Raw genomic sequence first — 17,690 nt, 5'->3', positions numbered from 1 at the left:
CCGCAGACCGGACATCTTCGATATCTGAAATTCCGGTTACATGAAACCCAATTCACGCAATCGGATCATACGGCAAAACGGTCAGGAGCCGAACTGACGATCCGGTCCGAACAGACGAAAATCTTCGGAAACAATGGCCAGCGGCGAAAAGCCAATCAGATCACCGGTACGTCCATTATCAATCAGCGGAACCGGAACCCCCTGATGCATGCCGGTCAGTGCTGCATGATGTCCACGCGCAACAGCTGTTTCACACATCCGGGAAAGTTCCTTGCGCGACCCGGCATCGGCCAAGGTCACAGGCGGATGAACAACCAGCTCAACCGTTACTTTGCCAAGAGCCAGAAACTGCCACAAATGCGGCGCCAAGTCCATATCACCGTACCAGGAATAGAAAGCACGCAAATCGCGTCCGATCGGTGCTCCATCAAGACGGGTAGCCGCAATCGAAACCGGCTGGACTTTTACCTGCGATCCATCGGGCAGGGTGCGTTCGGCAACACCGAACAAAGTCGATTTGAACGGCAGCACACGGTTGCCGTCGTTGCTGGTGCCTTCCGGGAACAGGATCAGTTTGTGCCCATCAGCAAGACGCCGGGAAATCTGGTCATTCTGCTCGCGAGCGCGGGCCGGGCGACGCTCGACAAAAGTGGATCGCTGCAACTTGGCAAGCGTTCCGAAGATCGGCCAGCTGGCGACCTCGGTCTTGGCAATGAAACTACCGCGAACCAAGGCCCCCAGCACCGGAATATCGAGATAGGACGCGTGGTTGGCCACAATAATACCCGGACCGTCCATCAACTCTGCCCCGGAAACGCGAAGCTCAATATGAAGGATTTTCAGGCAAAGCGCATGATAAAACCGCGGCAGATCATCGGCCAATCGCAGTCGAAATGCAATTGCCATCACCTGAACCGGGATCAGGATCAAAGTCAGCAGGGCATAGGCCAACAGCCGGATGGCTGCACACGCATAACAGTTCACGATACCCTCGCGGTCCGCTCATAATGCTTGTAGTAACGATCCGTTACCTTTTCCGTCGGTAACACGATGCAAATGTCGGTGGTATTAAACTGATGATCAACCACCGCACCGTCACCGACGAAACCACCCAATCGCAGATAGCCCTTGATCAATGGCGGCAGATCGCGAAGCGCCTGTCGTGCATCAATTGCATCAATCGTCGTGCGCGCCATCGGCTCGTACCGGCCTTCGACTGCGCGTGGTCGCATTTCTTCGGGTGCCAGATGATTGTGATGCAGATAGGTCAGAACATCGCCAAAGGCATCCGGATCGGTGCCATGGAAAGATGCGCAGCCAAACATCAGCTTGATATCGTATTTGAAAACATAGGCAGCAATTCCCTGCCAAAGAAGTTGCAGGGTCGGCATCGTCCGATAGGCTTCTTCAACGCAGGAACGACCAAGTTCCATGATCTCGCCGCTGCCTTGTGCCGCATCAAGCATTGACTGGATGTGGTATTCATCAGCGCTGTAAAAGCCGCCGTGCTGATTGGCAACCGACTGACGCAGCAGGCGATAGGTTCCGACAACACCGTCTGGTCCCTGACCGCGATTGTGATCGATTACCAGCAGGTGGTCACATAAAGGATCATAATTGTCAAAGTCGCGCTCGGCCGCAGCCATTTCCGCGCTGGGCTTTGCCCCGCGTTCCTCATAGAACACCTTGTAGCGAAGTTTCTGACTGGCGAGGATTTCGTCCTCGGTTTCGGCGAGGCGCACCTCTAACCGCTGCTGTCGATCGTCGCTCATCGCAACTCCCTTTCGTTCATCTGCGCAGATTTTGCGCAAGTTTCGCGTCAGGGGCGAGTGAAGGCTTTGTTAAGAACGCGTAACAGGAATATGAAAAACCACCCGCTCGGCATGAACGGGTGGCTTGAAATCTGCGATTTTCGCAATCGTATTGTCAGAAATCGGTTACTTTTCGTCCTTCATCGGAACGCCGTAAAGCTCCAGTCGATGACCGACAAGCTTGTAACCAAGCTCTCTGGCGATCTCTTCCTGCAACTTTTCGATTTTTTCGTTCGAAAACTCGATCACGTTACCTGATCGCATATCAATCAGGTGGTCGTGGTGTTCCTCGGTCAATTCCTCGTAACGTGCACGGCCATCACCGAAATCGTGTTTTTCAAGAATATCCGCCTCTTCAAACAGGCGAACGGTCCGATAAACGGTTGCAATCGAAATCTTCGGGTCAATTTCGGTCGCCCGGCGATAAACGAGCTCCACATCGGGATGATCTTCTGATTCCGACAGGACCCGGGCAATCACCCGGCGTTGGCCGGTCATTTTCAAACCCGCGTCGATGCACTTCTGCTCGATGGTTGATTCTGTAAGCATAGTCTTGTTTCTCGTTTCCGGTTCCGCCTGTCCCCAGCCAGGATGCTCCCAGGCTTTTGCTCTCATGTGGGCTAAATATCGAGAAAACTGTCACATATCGCAAGGTACAAATAGCGATAATTTGTTCTCTCCAGCTTGCCTCCAGCCCGATGAAACGCTACTTCACGTTTCCGGTGCCCAATCAGGAGACAGCATATGGACGACATCACGCCCGATCATAAGATCGACATCACAAAGGATGTCTGCCCGATGACATTTGTTCGCACCCGACTGAAACTTGAAACCATGACACAGGGTCAGGTTCTCGAAGTAACACTAGGCGCTGGCGAACCGTTAAAAAACGTTCCGCGTTCTGTCACCGAAATGGGCGACACCGTCATTGACCTTGTCGAACTTGCCGACGCACCGAACACATACCGTTTAACGATACGAAAAGGTTGAACAAATCCCGCGCGTCGTCATCAAGGTCTAGACTATAACAGCTTGACGGTCAAAACCACACATTTGATGTGGATATAGCGAAATAGAATGCATCCAGCTTGCATTAATCGCCCCAGCCCAAAACACAAGCACCAAGATCACGCTCCATAACCAGCGCATCGACCTCACGCCCGGACTTCCGGCGATAGTATCTCTTGCGCCGCCCGATCTCGACAAAGCCGCAATCACGATAAAGCGCAATCGCCGGTGCGTTATCATCGGCCACTTCCAGTAAAATCCGCCCGACACCGGTTTCGCGCAAGCGATCAAAGGTCGCAGACAGCAGCTTTCTCGCAACGCCGCGTTTACGCGCTTCCTTGGCGACAACGATGGTGTTGATTTCCGCCTCGTCCAGCACTGCCTGCATCTGGATAAAACCAAGTGGGATATCAAGGCGGTTTTCCGCCTCATTCCCCGGTGCAAAGGCCAGAAACCCAAAGGCCCCAGGCACATCAAGCAGTGCGATCATCTCATCCGCCGACCAGCAATCCTGATCTTCGAACCCTTCAGCATGAAGCGCACTTGCAACATTGCAAAACGCCGCAGTCAGGGGAACGACTTCAATCCCGTCTTCAACTTCCGGCTGGTGGGATGAAGCACTCATTCCTCATGTACCGGCTTGTTTTTTGCCGGTCCCTGATCCTCGATACGGCGCGCATCGGGTGCACGCAGATACATTGGCACAGGCGGCAGGTTTTCATCCGTTCCCCAGCGCGCCGCGGCAATACGCGCCACATTTCCGGCTCGCGGTAGCCCCGGCGCCGTGCAGTCATAAAACGCATCCGGCGCGTGGGCAGCCGCAGTCAAAAGGCGTGGAGTAGCATCGCCGGCCAGAAGCGTATCGCCCGGTGGGGCCATCATCAGAGCCTGTCGGGGTGCGACACATTCCGGCGCACTGAGCGGGCGCTTCTTGCCATCAAAGGCCTGGGCAAAAATTTCGTTCCGCTTGCTGTCGAGTGCCACCAGAATATTTCGTCCCTGCTGATCACGTTCGGAAACGCCATAGGCCACCGCCTCAAGCGAACTGACACCAACCACCGGAATTTTACGTGCTAGCCCAAGCGCACGCGCGGTCGCAAGGCCGATCCGCATACCGGTAAAAGCGCCCGGTCCGACGGTGACGGCGACACCATCAACCTCGTCAAAGGTGATTCCCGCCTGATCCAGACTTTCGGCAATAAACCTCATCAGGTTTTCTGCCTGCCCGCGTTCCATATCCTCATAAAGCTCGCCCTTGACCTCGCCATTGACCAGCACGGCAGTTGAAAGTGACGTTGACGCGGTGTCGATAGCCAAAAGCGTTGGGCCCGTTTTTTCAATGGCCCCGGATGACGTTTGCGGTGCGATCTGATCTGCGCTATGGGGATTGTTACGCAACTGACCGGTCAGCATTTTTTTGATGTAATCGGTAAACGACAAGAACAGGGGGCCTCCGGCAATGGCGCTGGTCGAAATTACGCCACAAGAATATGATGTCGAAATTGATATTGTTTATGCCACGGATCGCAATTTCACCGGGGCACCGATTTATTCACGGCCTGCCTGCTATCTTCATCGTGATGCGGCGGACTGCCTGAAAAAGGCTGTCGCCATGGCGCGACGTCACGGTAAACGCATTCGTATTCTGGATGCCTTCCGCCCACAAGAAGCCCAGCGGGCTCTTTGGAACCATACACCCAATCCCGATTTCATCGCCAATCCCGATCTTGGATCGCCACATGGCCGTGGTGTTGCCATTGATCTAACGCTGTTGGACGCAAACGGCAAGGAACTGGATATGGGGGCAGGGTTTGATGAAATGCATATCCGGTCCTATCATGGAGCGGACGGGCTTTCAAAAGACGCCGAGGCCAACCGTTTGCTGCTTCTGGGCATAATGGTTAGTGCGGGTTTCGAATATTACAGCCACGAATGGTGGCATTATCAACTGCCTAACGCACGCAGCAATTATCCCCTGTTTTCCGACAGTTCCCTGCCGCAAAGCATGATGAAATAATTGATTGGGCAACAAAGTTGCCGGACCAACCGTAATAAGCACGCGGTCGGCCCGGTTTCTATAGTACGGCCTGACCACTTTCCGGATCAAACAGCGATACACGCGCACCATCAATCATGATCCGGGCATCACTGCCGGAACTGAAATGCTGTTCGGGGCCTGTACGGGCCGTAACCTCTGCCCCGGCGACGGCAAGACGGACATATTGATCAGGCCCGGTCGGCTCTGCCAGAAGGACCCGGGCATTTGCACCAAAATCATCAAATACAAGATGTTCCGGCCGCGCGCCCAATGTCATGGGGCAGCTGATAAGTTCACGGGCGCGGCCGGGCAAATCTACCAATGGCAATTGGCCCGATCCCCCGTCAAACGCAATTCCGTCACCCACCTGAACCAGTTTGCCATCAATGAAATTCATGGTCGGGGCACCAACGAAGCTGGCGACAAACCGGTTGGCCGGTCGGCGATAAACATTTTCCGGTGTATCAGCCTGCTGGATAGACCCTTTGTCCAGCACCACAACCTTGGTTGCCAGCGTCATGGCTTCGATCTGATCGTGGGTGACATAGACAATGGTCCGGCCAAGCCGTTCATGAAGACGTTTCAATTCGACACGCATATCGGCACGCAATTTGGCATCAAGGTTCGATAGAGGCTCGTCAAACAGGAAAACCGATGGTTCGCGCACCAGCGCACGGCCGATCGCCACGCGTTGCTGCTGCCCGCCGGACAATTGCGACGGTTTGCGATCCAGAAGCGTGGTGATTTGCAGAAGTTCACCAATGTCATCGACACGCTTTTCGATATCGGCCTTGGGCATGCCACGCATTTTAAGGCCAAAACCGATATTCCTGCGCACCGACATGGTCGGATAGAGCGCATAGGACTGAAACACCATCGCGATATCGCGTTCATCAGGCTCCAGTTCCGTGACATCCCGCCCGGCGATGTGGATTGATCCGCCGGTGACGGGTTCCAGACCGGCAATCATGTTCAAGATCGTCGATTTGCCGCACCCCGACGGCCCTAACAGGACCAGAAACGCACCATCCTCGATTTCGAGATTGATATCCTTCATCACAGTCAGACCGGCATAGGCCTTGGTCACACCACGTAATTCAACGCCGTTCATGTCCGTTATCCTTTCACTGCACCAGCCGCAATTCCGCGAACAAACAACCGCCCCGACAGCAGATAAACAGCCAATGTCGGAAACGCCGTCAGCATGGTGGCAGCCATATCCACGTTATATTCCTTCTCGCCGAACTGCGATCCGACAAGGTTATTGAGCGCAACCGTCATCGGTTGTCCGGATCGCCCACCAAAGGTCAGGCCCAACAGAAAATCGTTCCAGATATATGTGAACTGCAAAATCATCGCGACACCGAGTATCGGCAACGAAAGGGGCAACATGACATGCCAGAACAAGGGCCAGAAACCGGCTCCGTCAATGCGGGCGGCTTTCAGCAGATCTTGTGGAACGGTTTTGAAAAAGTTACGAAACATCATGGTGGTAAAGGCAACGCCCCATATGACATGCACCAGAACCAATCCCGGAATGGATCCGAATATTCCCAGTTCGCGCACCATGATGATCAGGGGATAAAGTGTTACCTGTGGCGGGATGAACATGCCAACCAGAAGGGCAGCAAACATCAGATTGGCCCCGCGCATTTTCCACGCTGCCAAGGCATAACCGGTAACCGCACCAAGTCCGACCGAAAGGAAAAGCGCCGGAATGACGATTTTGACTGATGTCAGGAAGGAGGATGACAGACCACCGCAATTTCCGCCTGCGGTTTGGCTACAATCGCCAGACCATGCTTCGCGCCACGCGTCAAAACTTGGTTCCACCGGCAGGGCAAAGATGCTGCCATCACGAATTTCATCCATCGGTTTAAGCGATGTCGACACCATGATAAAAACCGGCGCCAAAATCATCAGGGCAGCAATCCCGAGCAGTCCATAAAGCGCAAGACGGTTAAATCGCATGGTCAATGCCCCCCACCGTCGCGTGCTTTGCGCAGTTCAAAATGGATATAGGGCGAAATGACTGCAATCACGGTACAAAGCAATACAAATGCACCGGCCGCACCAAGGCCAAGTTCCTGCCGGTTCAGGATATGATCGACCACAAATTTCGCCGGCAAATCCGATGAAAAGCCGGGCCCGCCGCCGGTCAGGGCAACGACAAGGTCATAGGCCTTCATGACAATCGCGCTCATTAGGATGAATACGGTAAAGAATACGGTGCGCATCATCGGCGTAATCACATGCAGATAGACCCGCCAGACCGGAATGCCATCCACCCTTGATGCCTTCCAGATATTGGGATCGACATTACGCAGCCCTGCTAGAAATAGCGCCATGCACAGCCCGACCTGCTGCCAGATTCCGGCAATGGCAAGGGTATAGATCGCCCGGTCCTGACGCACGATCCAGTTGAATTCAAATGTGGTCCAGCCCAGTTCGCGCACAGCATCCTGAAGCCCCAAACCCGGATTCATCACCCATTGCCAGATGACACCTGTCACGATGAAAGACATCGAAAGCGGCAGCATGAAAACCGTGCGAAACATGCCCTCGGCCTTGATCCCGCGATCAATCAGAATCGCCAGCAAATAACCGAAAACGATACATCCACCTATAAACAGGAAGCCATGAATGGCAATATTCTGCATTGCCGTCCACCAACGTTCATTGGCGAACAGGCGCACATATTGGTCAAAGCCGGTAAATTTATAGACCGGCAACAGACGCGACCGCGTCAGCGAAATCACAAAGGTCCAGATAATAAAGCCATAAAAGCAGACGATGGTAATCGTCATGGCAGGGATCAGCGCCATTCTTGCCGTCCATTGCGGACGCCAGCGCCGTCTGCCGTTCTGCGAAGTTTTCAACGCACCCTGTGCCGGTTCGGCCATAAGTAATCTCGCTTCTTTGTAAAGGTGCCGCTGCATCAAGCAGCGGCACACCTGCAAAGCCGTGTCATTCCCTCTGCCTTACTTGGCGTAGGAAATCGCCTGACGGAATTCTTCCTGCCCCTGTTCCGGACTCATGTCAGCACTGTTCCAGAAATTGGAGATACTGTCATCAATTGCCCCGGAAACGGCACTTGGAACACCAAACAGACCGGTACTGACCAGATGGGTTTTCTTGTCCTGCAATGTCGCCATGGCCTTTTGTGCACAGACATCAAAACTATCACCCGGCACATCAAGAAGGGCAGGGATCGAACCCTTTTTCTTATTGAACGCAATCTGGACATCAGGCTCCAGCATCACATGCGCCATTTTTTCCTGGGCCGCCTGTGCTTCTTCGCTATCCATCGCGGAAAAGGCAAAGGCATCAACCGTCATGATATAGGCGGTATCGATGGCCGGGGCGAAGGCACAGCCGACCGTTGTGCCCGGTTCGACACCGGCCGCAATAATTTCACCCTTGGCCCAGTCACCCATAAACTGAAACGCGGCGTCGCCGCGGATGACCATATTGGTCGCTTCGTTCCAGTTACGACCCGGGCTCGCTTCATCGACAAAGGGCTTGAGTGCGGCAAAGGTTTCAAACACCTTGCGCATGGTGTCGGATGCCAGAAGTTCATCATCCAGCGTGCTGTATAGCTTGGCGTAGAATTCACGCCCGCCAACGCCGAGAAGGACACTGTTAAACAGGATGCGTTCCTGCCACGGCTGCCCGCCAAGGCCGATCGGAATCACACCGGCATCTTCAAGCTTTTTCGCCGCATCAACGAATTCCGGCCAGCTTTTCGGCACCTCGATTCCGGCTTTTTCAAGCGCGTCCTTGTTGTAGAACATCCAGTTTTCACCATGGATGTTGATCGGGGCGGCGATATAATCACCATCATATTTTGCAGCCTGAACGATAAGTGGCGGCAGCTTTTCATCCCAGTTTTCTTCCTCGGCCACCGCATTTACATCGGCCAGAAGCCCCTGATCGGCCAATTCACGCAATTGCTGCCCGATGGAAAACTGGAAAACAGTCGCCGGGTCGCCGCCCAGCATGCGGTTAACCGCAGCCGCGCGGGCATTGCCGCCACCCGCAATCGGTGTATCGACCCATTTACCGCCCTGTGCTTCGAAAACGGTACGGATTTCGCCCAAAGCAGCCTGCTCGCTGCCCGATGTCCACCAATGCAGAACTTCGGCAGTCTGGGCGTGAAGCGCACCGGCAGAAACACCGGCGCTCAGAAATGTCGCAAGTGCTGCAACCCTTGAAAATTTCTTCATAACGGATGTCCTCCCTAATGGATACGTTCGCGCCCGACTTCTTAAATGGTCGAAAATTCGTAACGTTTCGATTTTTTTGATAAGCGCTTTATTCACTCTTGTCAATCAAGAAAACCCGGCCATAATAAGGCGAAATCGATCCGGCATTATTTTTTTGCCGAAATTTCCGAAACGTTACGATTTTGGATCTGCCAACGAATGTGATCCGCGACAGGGCAAGGAAGCAATCATGATTAAACCTTTTCCCAACGGTTTCCGCTGGGGTGTCTCGACCTCAAGCTATCAGATTGAAGGCGGCGCGAGCGACGACGGGCGCGGCGCCAGCATCTGGGACACCTACTGCGCCACACCCGGCCGGGTTGCCAATGGCGACAACGGCAGCGTCGCCTGCGATCATTACCATCGCTGGGCCGAGGATCTTGACCTGATCCGCCGGCTTGGCGCGAAACATTATCGATTTTCGGTAATGTGGCCGCGTGTCATACCGAATGGCACCGGCGAAGTTAATGAAGTCGGCATGGCGTTTTACGACAGGCTGATTGACGGAATGTGCGAACGCGGTCTTGATCCTTGGCTTTGTCTTTATCACTGGGATTTGCCACAGGCGTTGCAGGATCGCGGGGGCTGGGCGAATCGCGATATCGTTGACTGGTTTGGCGATTACACCGAATTGCTGGTGAAGCGGTTTGGCGACCGGGTCAAATCATGGGTTACATTTAACGAACCCAACGTGGTTGCATGGGTCGGTCACGAAGAAGGCCGCCACGCACCGGGCATTACCGATCCACGCGCGGCGATGCGCGTCGCCCATCATCTGAATATGTGCCATGCGCGGGCGACCCGCGTGATCAAGCATCATTATCCCGATGCACCGGTCGGATTCGTTTTGCCGATGCACAAGGCCTATACATTGCCGCATCGGCGCGAACAGGACGCCCATCTGGTCGATCTGTTCGAAGCCAAATGGAATGGCACCTTCCTTGATCCGGTCTATTTCGGCCGCTATCCCGAGCTGATTATTGATCGCATGGAACCCCATATTCAGGATGGAGACCTTGAAGCGATCAAAACCAAAGTCGATTTTCAGGGCCTGAACCAGTATTTTCCAAGCTATATAGAAGCCACTGAAGGACGCGCATGGCCGTTCAAACACGCCGAACCGCCAAAATATTTCCGTCGCACAGAAATGGGGTGGGCGATTGATGGTGACTGCTTCTATCGCACCATGAAAATCCTGCAGGAGAACTACGGCAATCCGCCGGTTTTCGTGACCGAGAATGGCGGTGCCTTCATCGATCTTCCCGGTCATGACGGCTATATCGAAGATCAGGATCGCATTGCCTACTACAGTGAATATCTCTCGGCTCTTTTGCGCGCCGTTGACGAAGGCGCAAATGTGCAAGGATATATGCCCTGGTCCCTGCTTGATAATTTCGAATGGGCATATGGCTATGAAAAGCGGTTCGGGTTGGTGCATGTCGATTACAACACGCAGAAACGGACGCCAAAGGCGTCTTATGACTTCATGCGGCGCGTGATCGAAAGCAACGCATTGCCTTAACCACAAACGGGCGATTAGATTGTCCGCCAAAGAATAGATGAACGGACCTGTGTATGTCAGCCTCCCGCCCGAACCTTCGCACTATTGCTGACCGTCTTGGCCTGTCGGTCACAACGGTTTCTCGTGCATTGAAAGACGGGCCGGAGGTCAAACCTGATACGGTCGCACGCGTCAAAGCCGCGGCGGCCGAAATCGGTTATCACCCCGATGCCCGTGGCGTCATGCTGCGCACCGGCAAAACCATGCAGGTCTGTTCGATCCTGTATTCCCCCGAAGTTGGTGATTATGGCGACCCGGGCTTTCTGGCCCAGGTTGAAAGCCTGGCAAAAGGTTTGGAGGCCGATCACTATTCACTGGTTGTCCTGGCCCAGACCAGCAGCGAAGATCCACTTGAACCCGTTCGCCGCGTACATACGCAACACATGGCCGATGCGGTTGTCTTTTCGCGCACCACATTGCAGGACAGCCGCGCCAAATACTGCCTGCAACATGACTTTCCCTTTGTCAGCTTTGGCCGTACCGAACTTTTAACTCCGCATGCCTTTGTCGATCACGATGATGAACAGGCGGCATATGATGCGGTCAAACGCCTGATTGATGACGGCCACCGCAAAATCGGCATGATTGATCCGCCTGAAGACCTGACCTTTTTCGGATATCGCAAACGCGGTGCGCGCCGCGCCATGATCGAGGCAGGACTTGATCCAGAAAGCCTGATCTGGATGACTTCGGATGTTTCCGTCCGCGCGGCCCGCGAAGCCACCATCCGCCTGCTGACTGATCAGCGCGATGCTACTGCCGTGGTCTGCGCAAGTCAGATGACAATGATTGGTGCACTCGAAGCATTGCTGGAACTGGACATGGATACGATCCGTGACGGAATTGGTGTTGTCGGCTTTGGCGGCATGCCGTTCCGTATGCTTTCAAAACAGAAACTTGCCTATTACTACCAGCCGCAACGCAAGGTTGGAAAAGTCCTGTCAGAACATTTGCACAGCCTGATGACCGGCACACCCGCCGAAGAACTGCAAACGCTGCTGCCTTATCGGCGGATTGATGACCTCGCCGCCTTCCGGGAGGGGGAGGATTTCTGATCGATGGCAATCAGCCTTCGTTGTCTTTCCTGATATCTTCCACCGTTTCGTCGCTACCCAGAAGCCGAACCAGCATCAGTTCGACCGGTTTTAAAACAATCAGGACAATCAACGTCAACACCGTCGCGATCACCACGATATGCCAGGCCGCAAGGGCGCATGCGATGCCAAGTGCCGCCGTGATCCAGACGGTTGCCGCCGTCGTCAGGCCGCTGACTGACATATCCTTTGGATGGCGCAGAATAACACCCGCCCCGATAAAGCCGATGCCGGTTAAAACGCCCTGCAAAATCCCCTGCACGACGCGCGATAGTGCATCAGGGTGATCGATCAAATCCTCGAAATGTACAGCAACCACCGACACAACCGCCGCACCAAGTGCTACCAATGCCAATGTGCGCATGCCGGTCGGCTTGCCATTCACATCCCGGTTTAACCCGATCAGCATGCCAATGACGGTTGCCGCGCACAGCCGCAGGATCATGTCGATTACCGCAATATCGAAATAGCCTTCGACGGTTGCAAGATAGGAAAGATTGGTCATGCCGCTTCCAGTTCGCGCTTAATCTGTTTGATATACAGACCGAAACGCACCCTGTTCGTGCATTGTTCCACCAACGGTCAATCGGGCAGCCCGATATCAATCAGTCTTGCGGCACGACTCCACTTTCAATTCCCTTGGCTTCGACCATCATCCAGTCAAAGAAGCGCAAAATCCGCGGGTCGCGCCCCGGTCTATCCAATGTAATCAGGACATAGTCATAGCCGGTAGGTGCCATACCGTGCGGCGCAACCAATCGGCCAGCCACGAGATCATCATAAACCAGCGGCAAAGGCCCGATTGCAGTCCCCAAACGATTGACAGCGGCTTGAAGTGTAAAAAAGAAATGGTCGAAATATTGCTTGCTTGCCGGACTTGCATTACTTCCACTCGCCCGTTTCCAAATATCCCAGGCATCCGGCCGCGTACGACTATGCAGCCATCGCGCATTGGACAAATCGCGAACCAGAATGCCTTCCCAGCAATCCGGGTCACAAACCGGCCCGGCAAATTCCGGCCAAAGGCGGGTTACCTCGTAATCCTCGGCAATGCCGAAATCGGCCCGCCGGATTGCCAGATCGCATCCCTCAACCAGCAGATCAACCGGCCCACCGGCCAGCCTTAGATCGATATTCAAGTCAGGATTGGCTTCGCGAAACGCACCCAGCCTTGGCATCAACCAGCGCATGGCAAGGCTGGGTTCGCACGATACTGACAGTATCGGCGATGCACTGTCATGGCGGTGAATTTCCTCGACCGTGCCATCCAGCCCGTCCAGGGCTGTTACGACCGACTTGAAAAGCCGTTCGCCTGCCGGGGTCAACCAGACACGCCGGTTGCGACGAACAAACAGATCAATACCCAGCCGTTCCTCGATCTGCGCGACTGCACGGCTGATCGCACCATGCGTCAGGTGCAATTCTTCGGCAGCGCGGGAAAAGCTTTGATGCCGTGCCGCGGCCTCAAAGGCAGGTAACGCAGCAAGTGGCGGCAGATTGCGCTTTCTGTGAAAATTACTCACGAAATTTCCCACGAATTTTCGATTTTCTGATGATCTTTTCAATTTGATACTGAATCAACTCACAGATCAAGGACCACGAATATGCCCGTTATTGCCCAGATCGAAGTCATTGCCGTCGCCATCATCACCATTCTTGCCGTTATCAGCCCCGGACCGGATTTCGCCATGGTGACGCGTATTGCACTTACACGGGGTCGTCGCGCTGGTGTTCTGTGCGCTATCGGGATCGGCAGCGGTGTTTCAGTACATCTGGCCTATACGCTGATCGGGCTTGGCGTTGTATTTGCCAGTAATGTCTGGGTTCTGACCAGCTTGCGCTATCTGGGTGCTGCCTATCTGATATGGCTGGGGATATCCGCACTTTGGCCAGATATTCGGCCTTTATTTTCGAAAAGACCCGCGGCCCTTCAGACTCGAATGACAAACAAAAGCACTAACAGGCCGGAAGAAGATCAAAAACGGAACCGATCCGCTTTCTGGATCGGTTTTGCCTGCAATGCCCTTAACCCCAAGACGATGCTGTTCATCGTTTCATTGTTCAGTCAGATGATTTCACCCGATACACCGGTTTTGATGGAAATCGGTTACGGTTTGTATATCGCGGCATGCCACATGATCTGGTTTGCACTGGTCGCGGTCGCGTTGACACTGCCTTCGGTGCAAGCGCGCATCGCAGCTATTAAAATCTGGGTTGAACGTGGGGTGGGCCTGTGTCTTGCCGGACTTGGCATCAAGCTACTGACAAGCACCAACTGAATTCTTCAACGTCTTAGATAAACAGCATTTCGCCCTGTTGACGGGCGTCATTCAGAAACGTTACCACGCCGCCCGTCTCGATTTTAAGTTCTTCGCGCTTTGCTTCGTTTTCAAGGCCAAGCGCACGAAGACCCATATCGCAAACCATGAACTTACCATCCAGTGCGACACAGGCCGACAGCAGTTCCTCGAACGTGCCGATGCCACGTATGGAATAACTGAGATCAATCGAGGTAGCCGTTGCCCCTTCGGCCTCTGTCCGCAAATGACGCCAGCCCGACGGAGCCAGAACCGCACGACAGGCTTCCATGGTGAAAAACAGGGTGGCTTCGCGCCCCGAAGCCAGTGCCGCAGATGCCATTACGAGTGCGTAATGAACCTTTTCAAAGCTGCCTGAAAACACCACCAGTGACAATTTCCGTGGGCTTTCCGACTGTTTCGCGGTTTCAATGCTCATGAATGGACAGGTCCTTGATACTGGCGTTTTCGGAACAAAGCGGGCAGCCCGGATCGCGCGGGACTTTGATCTTTCGGAAGGATGCACCAAGTGCATCGACAATCACAAGCCTGCCGGACAAACCATCGCCAATCCCCATCAATTCCTTGAGGATTTCGGTTGCCTGAATCCCGCCAATCATGCCCACGACGGGACCAAGAACACCCCCCTGCGCACAGGACGGAATGGCATCCTCGGGCGGTGGGCTGTGATAGATGCAGCGATAACAGGGATGCGGATCGCCCAGATGCGCCTTGAATGTCGAAACCTGCCCGTCAAACCGAAGGGCTGCACCCGACACCAGCGTTTTGCCCGCAAAATAGCATGCATCGTTTAGCAGGAATCGTGTTTCGAAATTATCCGACCCATCGGCAATCACATCATAATCCGCAATCAGGTCCATAACATTGGACGCATCAAGCCGCACGTCATGCGTCCGTACGGTGATTTCCGGGTTCATATCAAGCATGGTAGATTTGGCACTTTCGACCTTGGGGCTGCCAAGATCTTTCATGCCATGCACGATCTGACGCTGCAGATTGGAAAGTTCGACCGTATCCGCATCGACGATCCCGATGCTGCCAACCCCGGCCGCGGACAGATACATTGCCAATGGTGATCCAAGTCCACCCGCGCCGACAATCAGCACCCGCCCGCGCTTCAGCTTCATTTGCCCTGTGCCGCCAACATCCTTCAGAACTATATGCCGGGCATAGCGCTGCACTTCATTTTCGCTGAAATCAAAATCACTCACAGGCGGTTTCTTTCATTCATTCCAAACGGGTCTACCATTGCATATAGCGCGCATGGCACAGACAAGAAAGGCCCGGGAAAATCCGGGCCTTCTTAAGATGCGTCGGTCAGCAAAACCGGATTACTGCAGACCTTCGAACAGCGGGGTCGACAGATAACGTTCGGCAAAGCTAGGGATGATGATCACGATACGTTTGCCTTCGTTTTCCGGCAACTGGCCAAGCTCGATACCGGCAGCAACGGCTGCACCGGACGAAATGCCGGTCGGCAGCCCTTCGATGCTGGCAAGTTTACGCGCGGTGGCAAAGGCCGTTTCATTGCCGATCGTCATGACCTTATCGATCACGTCGGTATGAAGGTTGCCCGGAATGAAACCGGCACCAATGCCCTGGATTTTATGCGGGCCAGGTGCGCCACCGGAAATAACCGGGCTGTCTTCGGGCTCGACCGCGACGATCTGGATATTCGGATTATGTTTTTTCAGGACTTCACCAACACCGGTCAATGTCCCGCCAGTACCGACACCGGCAACAAAGATATCGATCTTGCCTGCGGTATCCTTGATGATTTCCTCGGCCGTCGTATTGCGATGAATTTCCGGGTTTGCCGGGTTTTCAAACTGCTGAAGCATGATCGCGCCATCAATCTCGGCGACCAGTTCCTCGGCGCGGGCAACAGCACCTTTCATGCCTTTGGCTGCCGGGGTCAGGTCAATCTGCGCGCCCAAAAGCATCAGCATCTTGCGGCGTTCCAGCGACATGCTTTCGGGCATGGTCAGGATCAGCTTATAACCCTTGGCCGCCGCAACAAAAGCAAGCGCGATACCGGTATTGCCAGATGTCGGTTCGACCAGTGTTGCACCCGGCTTGATCCGACCGGACTTTTCGGCATCCTCGATCATTGCGAGACCGATACGGTCTTTGACCGAGGCCAGCGGGTTGAAGAATTCAAGCTTGCCAATCAGGTCGGCCTTCACACCCTCGGCCGCTGCCAGACGTGAAAGACGAACCAGCGGCGTCGCACCAATGGTGTCGATGATGCTGTCGTAAATCTTGCCGCGAAACTCAGTCATGTTTTCCTCGCAATTTCTTGTAATTCAAAACTAACCACATTCTTGATTTGTATTTATCCCGTTTAACACCCAAGTCAATTGGGTTTAAACAGTTTTTACGCAAAACTTGGTTTGGCCGGTTTCCGATGCCTGTGTATTGGATATGAACCGCAGCGGATTCTTGTGGTTTAACGATACAACAATCCGCAGCCCGTTCCGACGACTAAATAATGAAATCCGGTGATTCCTCAATCCCGCTGCGCAGGCCTGCATCACGCGCACGGTTGCAAAGATCCTCGACCGTGATCCGGGTGAGCGCCACCATCATTTCGTCCTGCAATTCCCGCCAAAGCGGACGGACAACTTCCTTACCCAACGGCGATCCTGCCGGATCCTCGATCGGGTCGTCGGATGTTTCCATTGACCGGATGACGGATACAATATCGGCAAGGGTAATGCGCCGACGTTCACGTGCCAGACGATACCCGCCGCGCGGACCGCGCACACCGACCAGAATGTCGGCACGCACTAACTGTTGCAGGGTCTGTTCAAGATAACGTTTCGGAATGCCCTGACGTGCGGTGATATCGCGACTTTGCACCGGTTCACCCGCAGCGTTATAGGCGATGTCCACCACCGCCTCTATGGCGAACAGCATCTTCTTTGACAGTTTTAACATCGTCTCTTTCATGCTCCCCTTGCAGTCCCGCTGATCCCCCCGGAAATATCGGGACTGGCGATTATCAGAGTTCACAACGCAGCAACATCATCAGATAACCCAAATGCTTTCGATGATATTGCTGCTGTATTTAACGGCAATCAGACCGTTTTTACCGCCGGTGCAGCAACACCGGTCGATCCAAAGCCACCGGCACCACGCGCCGTTTCATCCAGATCGGCAACTGCATTCCACGCCACCTGGGTTACCGGTGCGACCACAAGCTGGGCGATGCGCATACCCCGCTCGATGGTGAATGCCGCGTCACCGTGATTGATCAGGATTACTTTGATTTCACCGCGATAATCCGCATCGATCGTCCCCGGGCTGTTCAGAACCGTGACGCCATTTTTCGCAGCCAACCCCGAACGCGGGCGAACCTGTGCTTCGAACCCGGCGGGCAGGGCAATCGCAATACCGGTTTCAACCATGGCCCGTTTACCCGGTGCAATCACAAGCGTATCGTCAATCGCTGCCTGCAAATCGACGGCCGCCGACTGTGCGGTGGCATAATCGGGCAGCGGAAAATCCGCACCATGGGGCAGCTGTTTCAGATCGACAGTCAAACGCGTCATAAACAATCCTTGTCTTCACTTTTCAGGTCAGATGCGTTGCA

21 protein-coding genes are annotated in these 17,690 nt (G+C 54.3%); 5 read left to right on the top strand and 16 right to left on the bottom strand.

Translation table 11 applies throughout. From position 1 onward, the window contains the following. Positions 1-81: 81 nt before the first annotated feature. The 3 genes from ABIE64_RS12410 to ABIE64_RS12400 all read right to left on the bottom strand — a co-directional run bounded on the left by ABIE64_RS12410 (position 82) and on the right by ABIE64_RS12400 (position 2,360). Complete coding sequence (locus ABIE64_RS12410) at positions 82-984, bottom strand: lysophospholipid acyltransferase family protein (protein WP_063092211.1); 903 nt, start codon at positions 982-984, stop codon at positions 82-84. Then, a complete protein-coding gene (locus ABIE64_RS12405; RefSeq protein ID WP_007088437.1) occupies positions 981-1,772 on the bottom strand; it encodes a GNAT family N-acetyltransferase in 792 nt (263 codons plus the stop codon). The genes ABIE64_RS12410 and ABIE64_RS12405 overlap by 4 nt, the downstream gene beginning before the upstream one ends. 165 nt (positions 1,773-1,937) lie before the next feature. After that, positions 1,938-2,360 (bottom strand): Fur family transcriptional regulator, encoded by a 423-nt coding sequence (locus tag ABIE64_RS12400; protein WP_007088438.1) that lies wholly within the window; start codon positions 2,358-2,360, stop codon positions 1,938-1,940. A 195-nt stretch (positions 2,361-2,555) separates the two neighbouring features. On the opposite strand from ABIE64_RS12400, the gene ABIE64_RS12395 reads away from it, so the two are divergent. After that, positions 2,556-2,801 carry a sulfurtransferase TusA family protein gene (locus tag ABIE64_RS12395; protein WP_007088439.1) on the top strand — a complete coding sequence of 82 codons (246 nt, stop codon included), beginning with the start codon at positions 2,556-2,558 and terminating at the stop codon, positions 2,799-2,801. A 103-nt stretch (positions 2,802-2,904) separates the two neighbouring features. Here ABIE64_RS12395 and ABIE64_RS12390 read toward each other — a convergent pair whose 3' ends face one another. Together ABIE64_RS12390 and tsaB are read right to left on the bottom strand one after the other, a co-directional pair. Beyond that, the gene (locus ABIE64_RS12390) at positions 2,905-3,444 is read right to left on the bottom strand and encodes a GNAT family N-acetyltransferase (protein WP_354377595.1); all 540 of its coding nucleotides are present in this window, start codon (positions 3,442-3,444) and stop codon (positions 2,905-2,907) included. After that, entirely contained in the window at positions 3,441-4,259 is an 819-nt protein-coding gene (gene tsaB / locus ABIE64_RS12385; RefSeq protein WP_341365255.1) for a tRNA (adenosine(37)-N6)-threonylcarbamoyltransferase complex dimerization subunit type 1 TsaB, read from the bottom strand. The genes ABIE64_RS12390 and tsaB overlap by 4 nt, the downstream gene beginning before the upstream one ends. A gap of 19 nt (positions 4,260-4,278) precedes the next feature. On the opposite strand from tsaB, the gene ddpX reads away from it, so the two are divergent. Beyond that, positions 4,279-4,836, top strand: a complete 558-nt coding sequence (gene ddpX / locus ABIE64_RS12380) for a D-alanyl-D-alanine dipeptidase (protein ID WP_007088442.1) — start codon at positions 4,279-4,281, stop codon at positions 4,834-4,836. A gap of 58 nt (positions 4,837-4,894) precedes the next feature. On the opposite strand, the gene ABIE64_RS12375 is transcribed toward ddpX, so the two are convergent. The 4 genes from ABIE64_RS12375 to ABIE64_RS12360 all read right to left on the bottom strand — a co-directional run bounded on the left by ABIE64_RS12375 (position 4,895) and on the right by ABIE64_RS12360 (position 9,083). Continuing rightward, positions 4,895-5,968 carry an ABC transporter ATP-binding protein gene (locus tag ABIE64_RS12375; protein ID WP_354377594.1) on the bottom strand — a complete coding sequence of 358 codons (1,074 nt, stop codon included), beginning with the start codon at positions 5,966-5,968 and terminating at the stop codon, positions 4,895-4,897. Positions 5,969-5,973: 5 nt separating this feature from the next. Continuing rightward, complete coding sequence (locus ABIE64_RS12370) at positions 5,974-6,828, bottom strand: carbohydrate ABC transporter permease (protein ID WP_354377593.1); 855 nt, start codon at positions 6,826-6,828, stop codon at positions 5,974-5,976. A gap of 2 nt (positions 6,829-6,830) precedes the next feature. Continuing rightward, entirely contained in the window at positions 6,831-7,682 is an 852-nt protein-coding gene (locus ABIE64_RS12365; protein ID WP_063092353.1) for a carbohydrate ABC transporter permease, read from the bottom strand. Between the two features lie 156 nt (positions 7,683-7,838). Beyond that, positions 7,839-9,083: an ABC transporter substrate-binding protein gene (locus ABIE64_RS12360; protein WP_354377592.1), complete on the bottom strand. Its 1,245-nt coding sequence runs from the start codon at positions 9,081-9,083 to the stop codon at positions 7,839-7,841. Between the two features lie 229 nt (positions 9,084-9,312). On the opposite strand from ABIE64_RS12360, the gene ABIE64_RS12355 reads away from it, so the two are divergent. Both ABIE64_RS12355 and ABIE64_RS12350 read left to right on the top strand, forming a co-directional pair. Continuing rightward, complete coding sequence (locus ABIE64_RS12355; protein ID WP_063092354.1) at positions 9,313-10,644, top strand: GH1 family beta-glucosidase; 1,332 nt, start codon at positions 9,313-9,315, stop codon at positions 10,642-10,644. A gap of 53 nt (positions 10,645-10,697) precedes the next feature. Further along, on the top strand, positions 10,698-11,738 hold the full coding sequence (locus ABIE64_RS12350) for a LacI family DNA-binding transcriptional regulator (RefSeq protein WP_063092217.1): 1,041 nt from the start codon (positions 10,698-10,700) through the stop codon (positions 11,736-11,738). A gap of 10 nt (positions 11,739-11,748) precedes the next feature. On the opposite strand, the gene ABIE64_RS12345 is transcribed toward ABIE64_RS12350, so the two are convergent. Together ABIE64_RS12345 and ABIE64_RS12340 are read right to left on the bottom strand one after the other, a co-directional pair. After that, a complete protein-coding gene (locus tag ABIE64_RS12345) occupies positions 11,749-12,282 on the bottom strand; it encodes an MgtC/SapB family protein (RefSeq protein WP_063092218.1) in 534 nt (177 codons plus the stop codon). A 100-nt stretch (positions 12,283-12,382) separates the two neighbouring features. Then, complete coding sequence (locus ABIE64_RS12340; protein WP_063092219.1) at positions 12,383-13,300, bottom strand: LysR substrate-binding domain-containing protein; 918 nt, start codon at positions 13,298-13,300, stop codon at positions 12,383-12,385. A gap of 81 nt (positions 13,301-13,381) precedes the next feature. Here ABIE64_RS12340 and ABIE64_RS12335 point away from each other — a divergent pair, with 81 nt between their 5' ends. Then, the gene (locus ABIE64_RS12335; RefSeq protein WP_063092220.1) at positions 13,382-14,056 is read left to right on the top strand and encodes a LysE family translocator; all 675 of its coding nucleotides are present in this window, start codon (positions 13,382-13,384) and stop codon (positions 14,054-14,056) included. Between the two features lie 13 nt (positions 14,057-14,069). Here ABIE64_RS12335 and ABIE64_RS12330 read toward each other — a convergent pair whose 3' ends face one another. From ABIE64_RS12330 to dut, 5 genes are all read right to left on the bottom strand, one after another. Beyond that, positions 14,070-14,513: a DsrE family protein gene (locus tag ABIE64_RS12330; RefSeq protein ID WP_063092221.1), complete on the bottom strand. Its 444-nt coding sequence runs from the start codon at positions 14,511-14,513 to the stop codon at positions 14,070-14,072. Beyond that, on the bottom strand, positions 14,503-15,306 hold the full coding sequence (locus ABIE64_RS12325; protein ID WP_063092222.1) for a HesA/MoeB/ThiF family protein: 804 nt from the start codon (positions 15,304-15,306) through the stop codon (positions 14,503-14,505). Before ABIE64_RS12325 ends, ABIE64_RS12330 begins: the two co-directional genes overlap by 11 nt. Positions 15,307-15,426: 120 nt before the next feature. Next, positions 15,427-16,377 carry a cysteine synthase A gene (gene cysK, locus ABIE64_RS12320; protein ID WP_007088454.1) on the bottom strand — a complete coding sequence of 317 codons (951 nt, stop codon included), beginning with the start codon at positions 16,375-16,377 and terminating at the stop codon, positions 15,427-15,429. Between the two features lie 202 nt (positions 16,378-16,579). Then, positions 16,580-17,035, bottom strand: coding sequence for an RrF2 family transcriptional regulator (locus tag ABIE64_RS12315; protein ID WP_007088455.1), 456 nt, complete (start codon positions 17,033-17,035; stop codon positions 16,580-16,582). Between the two features lie 140 nt (positions 17,036-17,175). Beyond that, on the bottom strand, positions 17,176-17,649 hold the full coding sequence (dut, locus tag ABIE64_RS12310; RefSeq protein ID WP_063092223.1) for a dUTP diphosphatase: 474 nt from the start codon (positions 17,647-17,649) through the stop codon (positions 17,176-17,178). Between the last annotated feature and the right edge of the window lie 41 nt (positions 17,650-17,690).

The sequence above is a fragment of the Thalassospira sp. MBR-102 genome, from assembly GCF_040549275.1.
Lineage (GTDB): Bacteria > Pseudomonadota > Alphaproteobacteria > Rhodospirillales > Thalassospiraceae > Thalassospira > Thalassospira xiamenensis.
The sequence above is the reverse complement of the archived record's forward strand: the minus strand, read 5'-3'. Positions and strand labels throughout refer to the sequence as shown.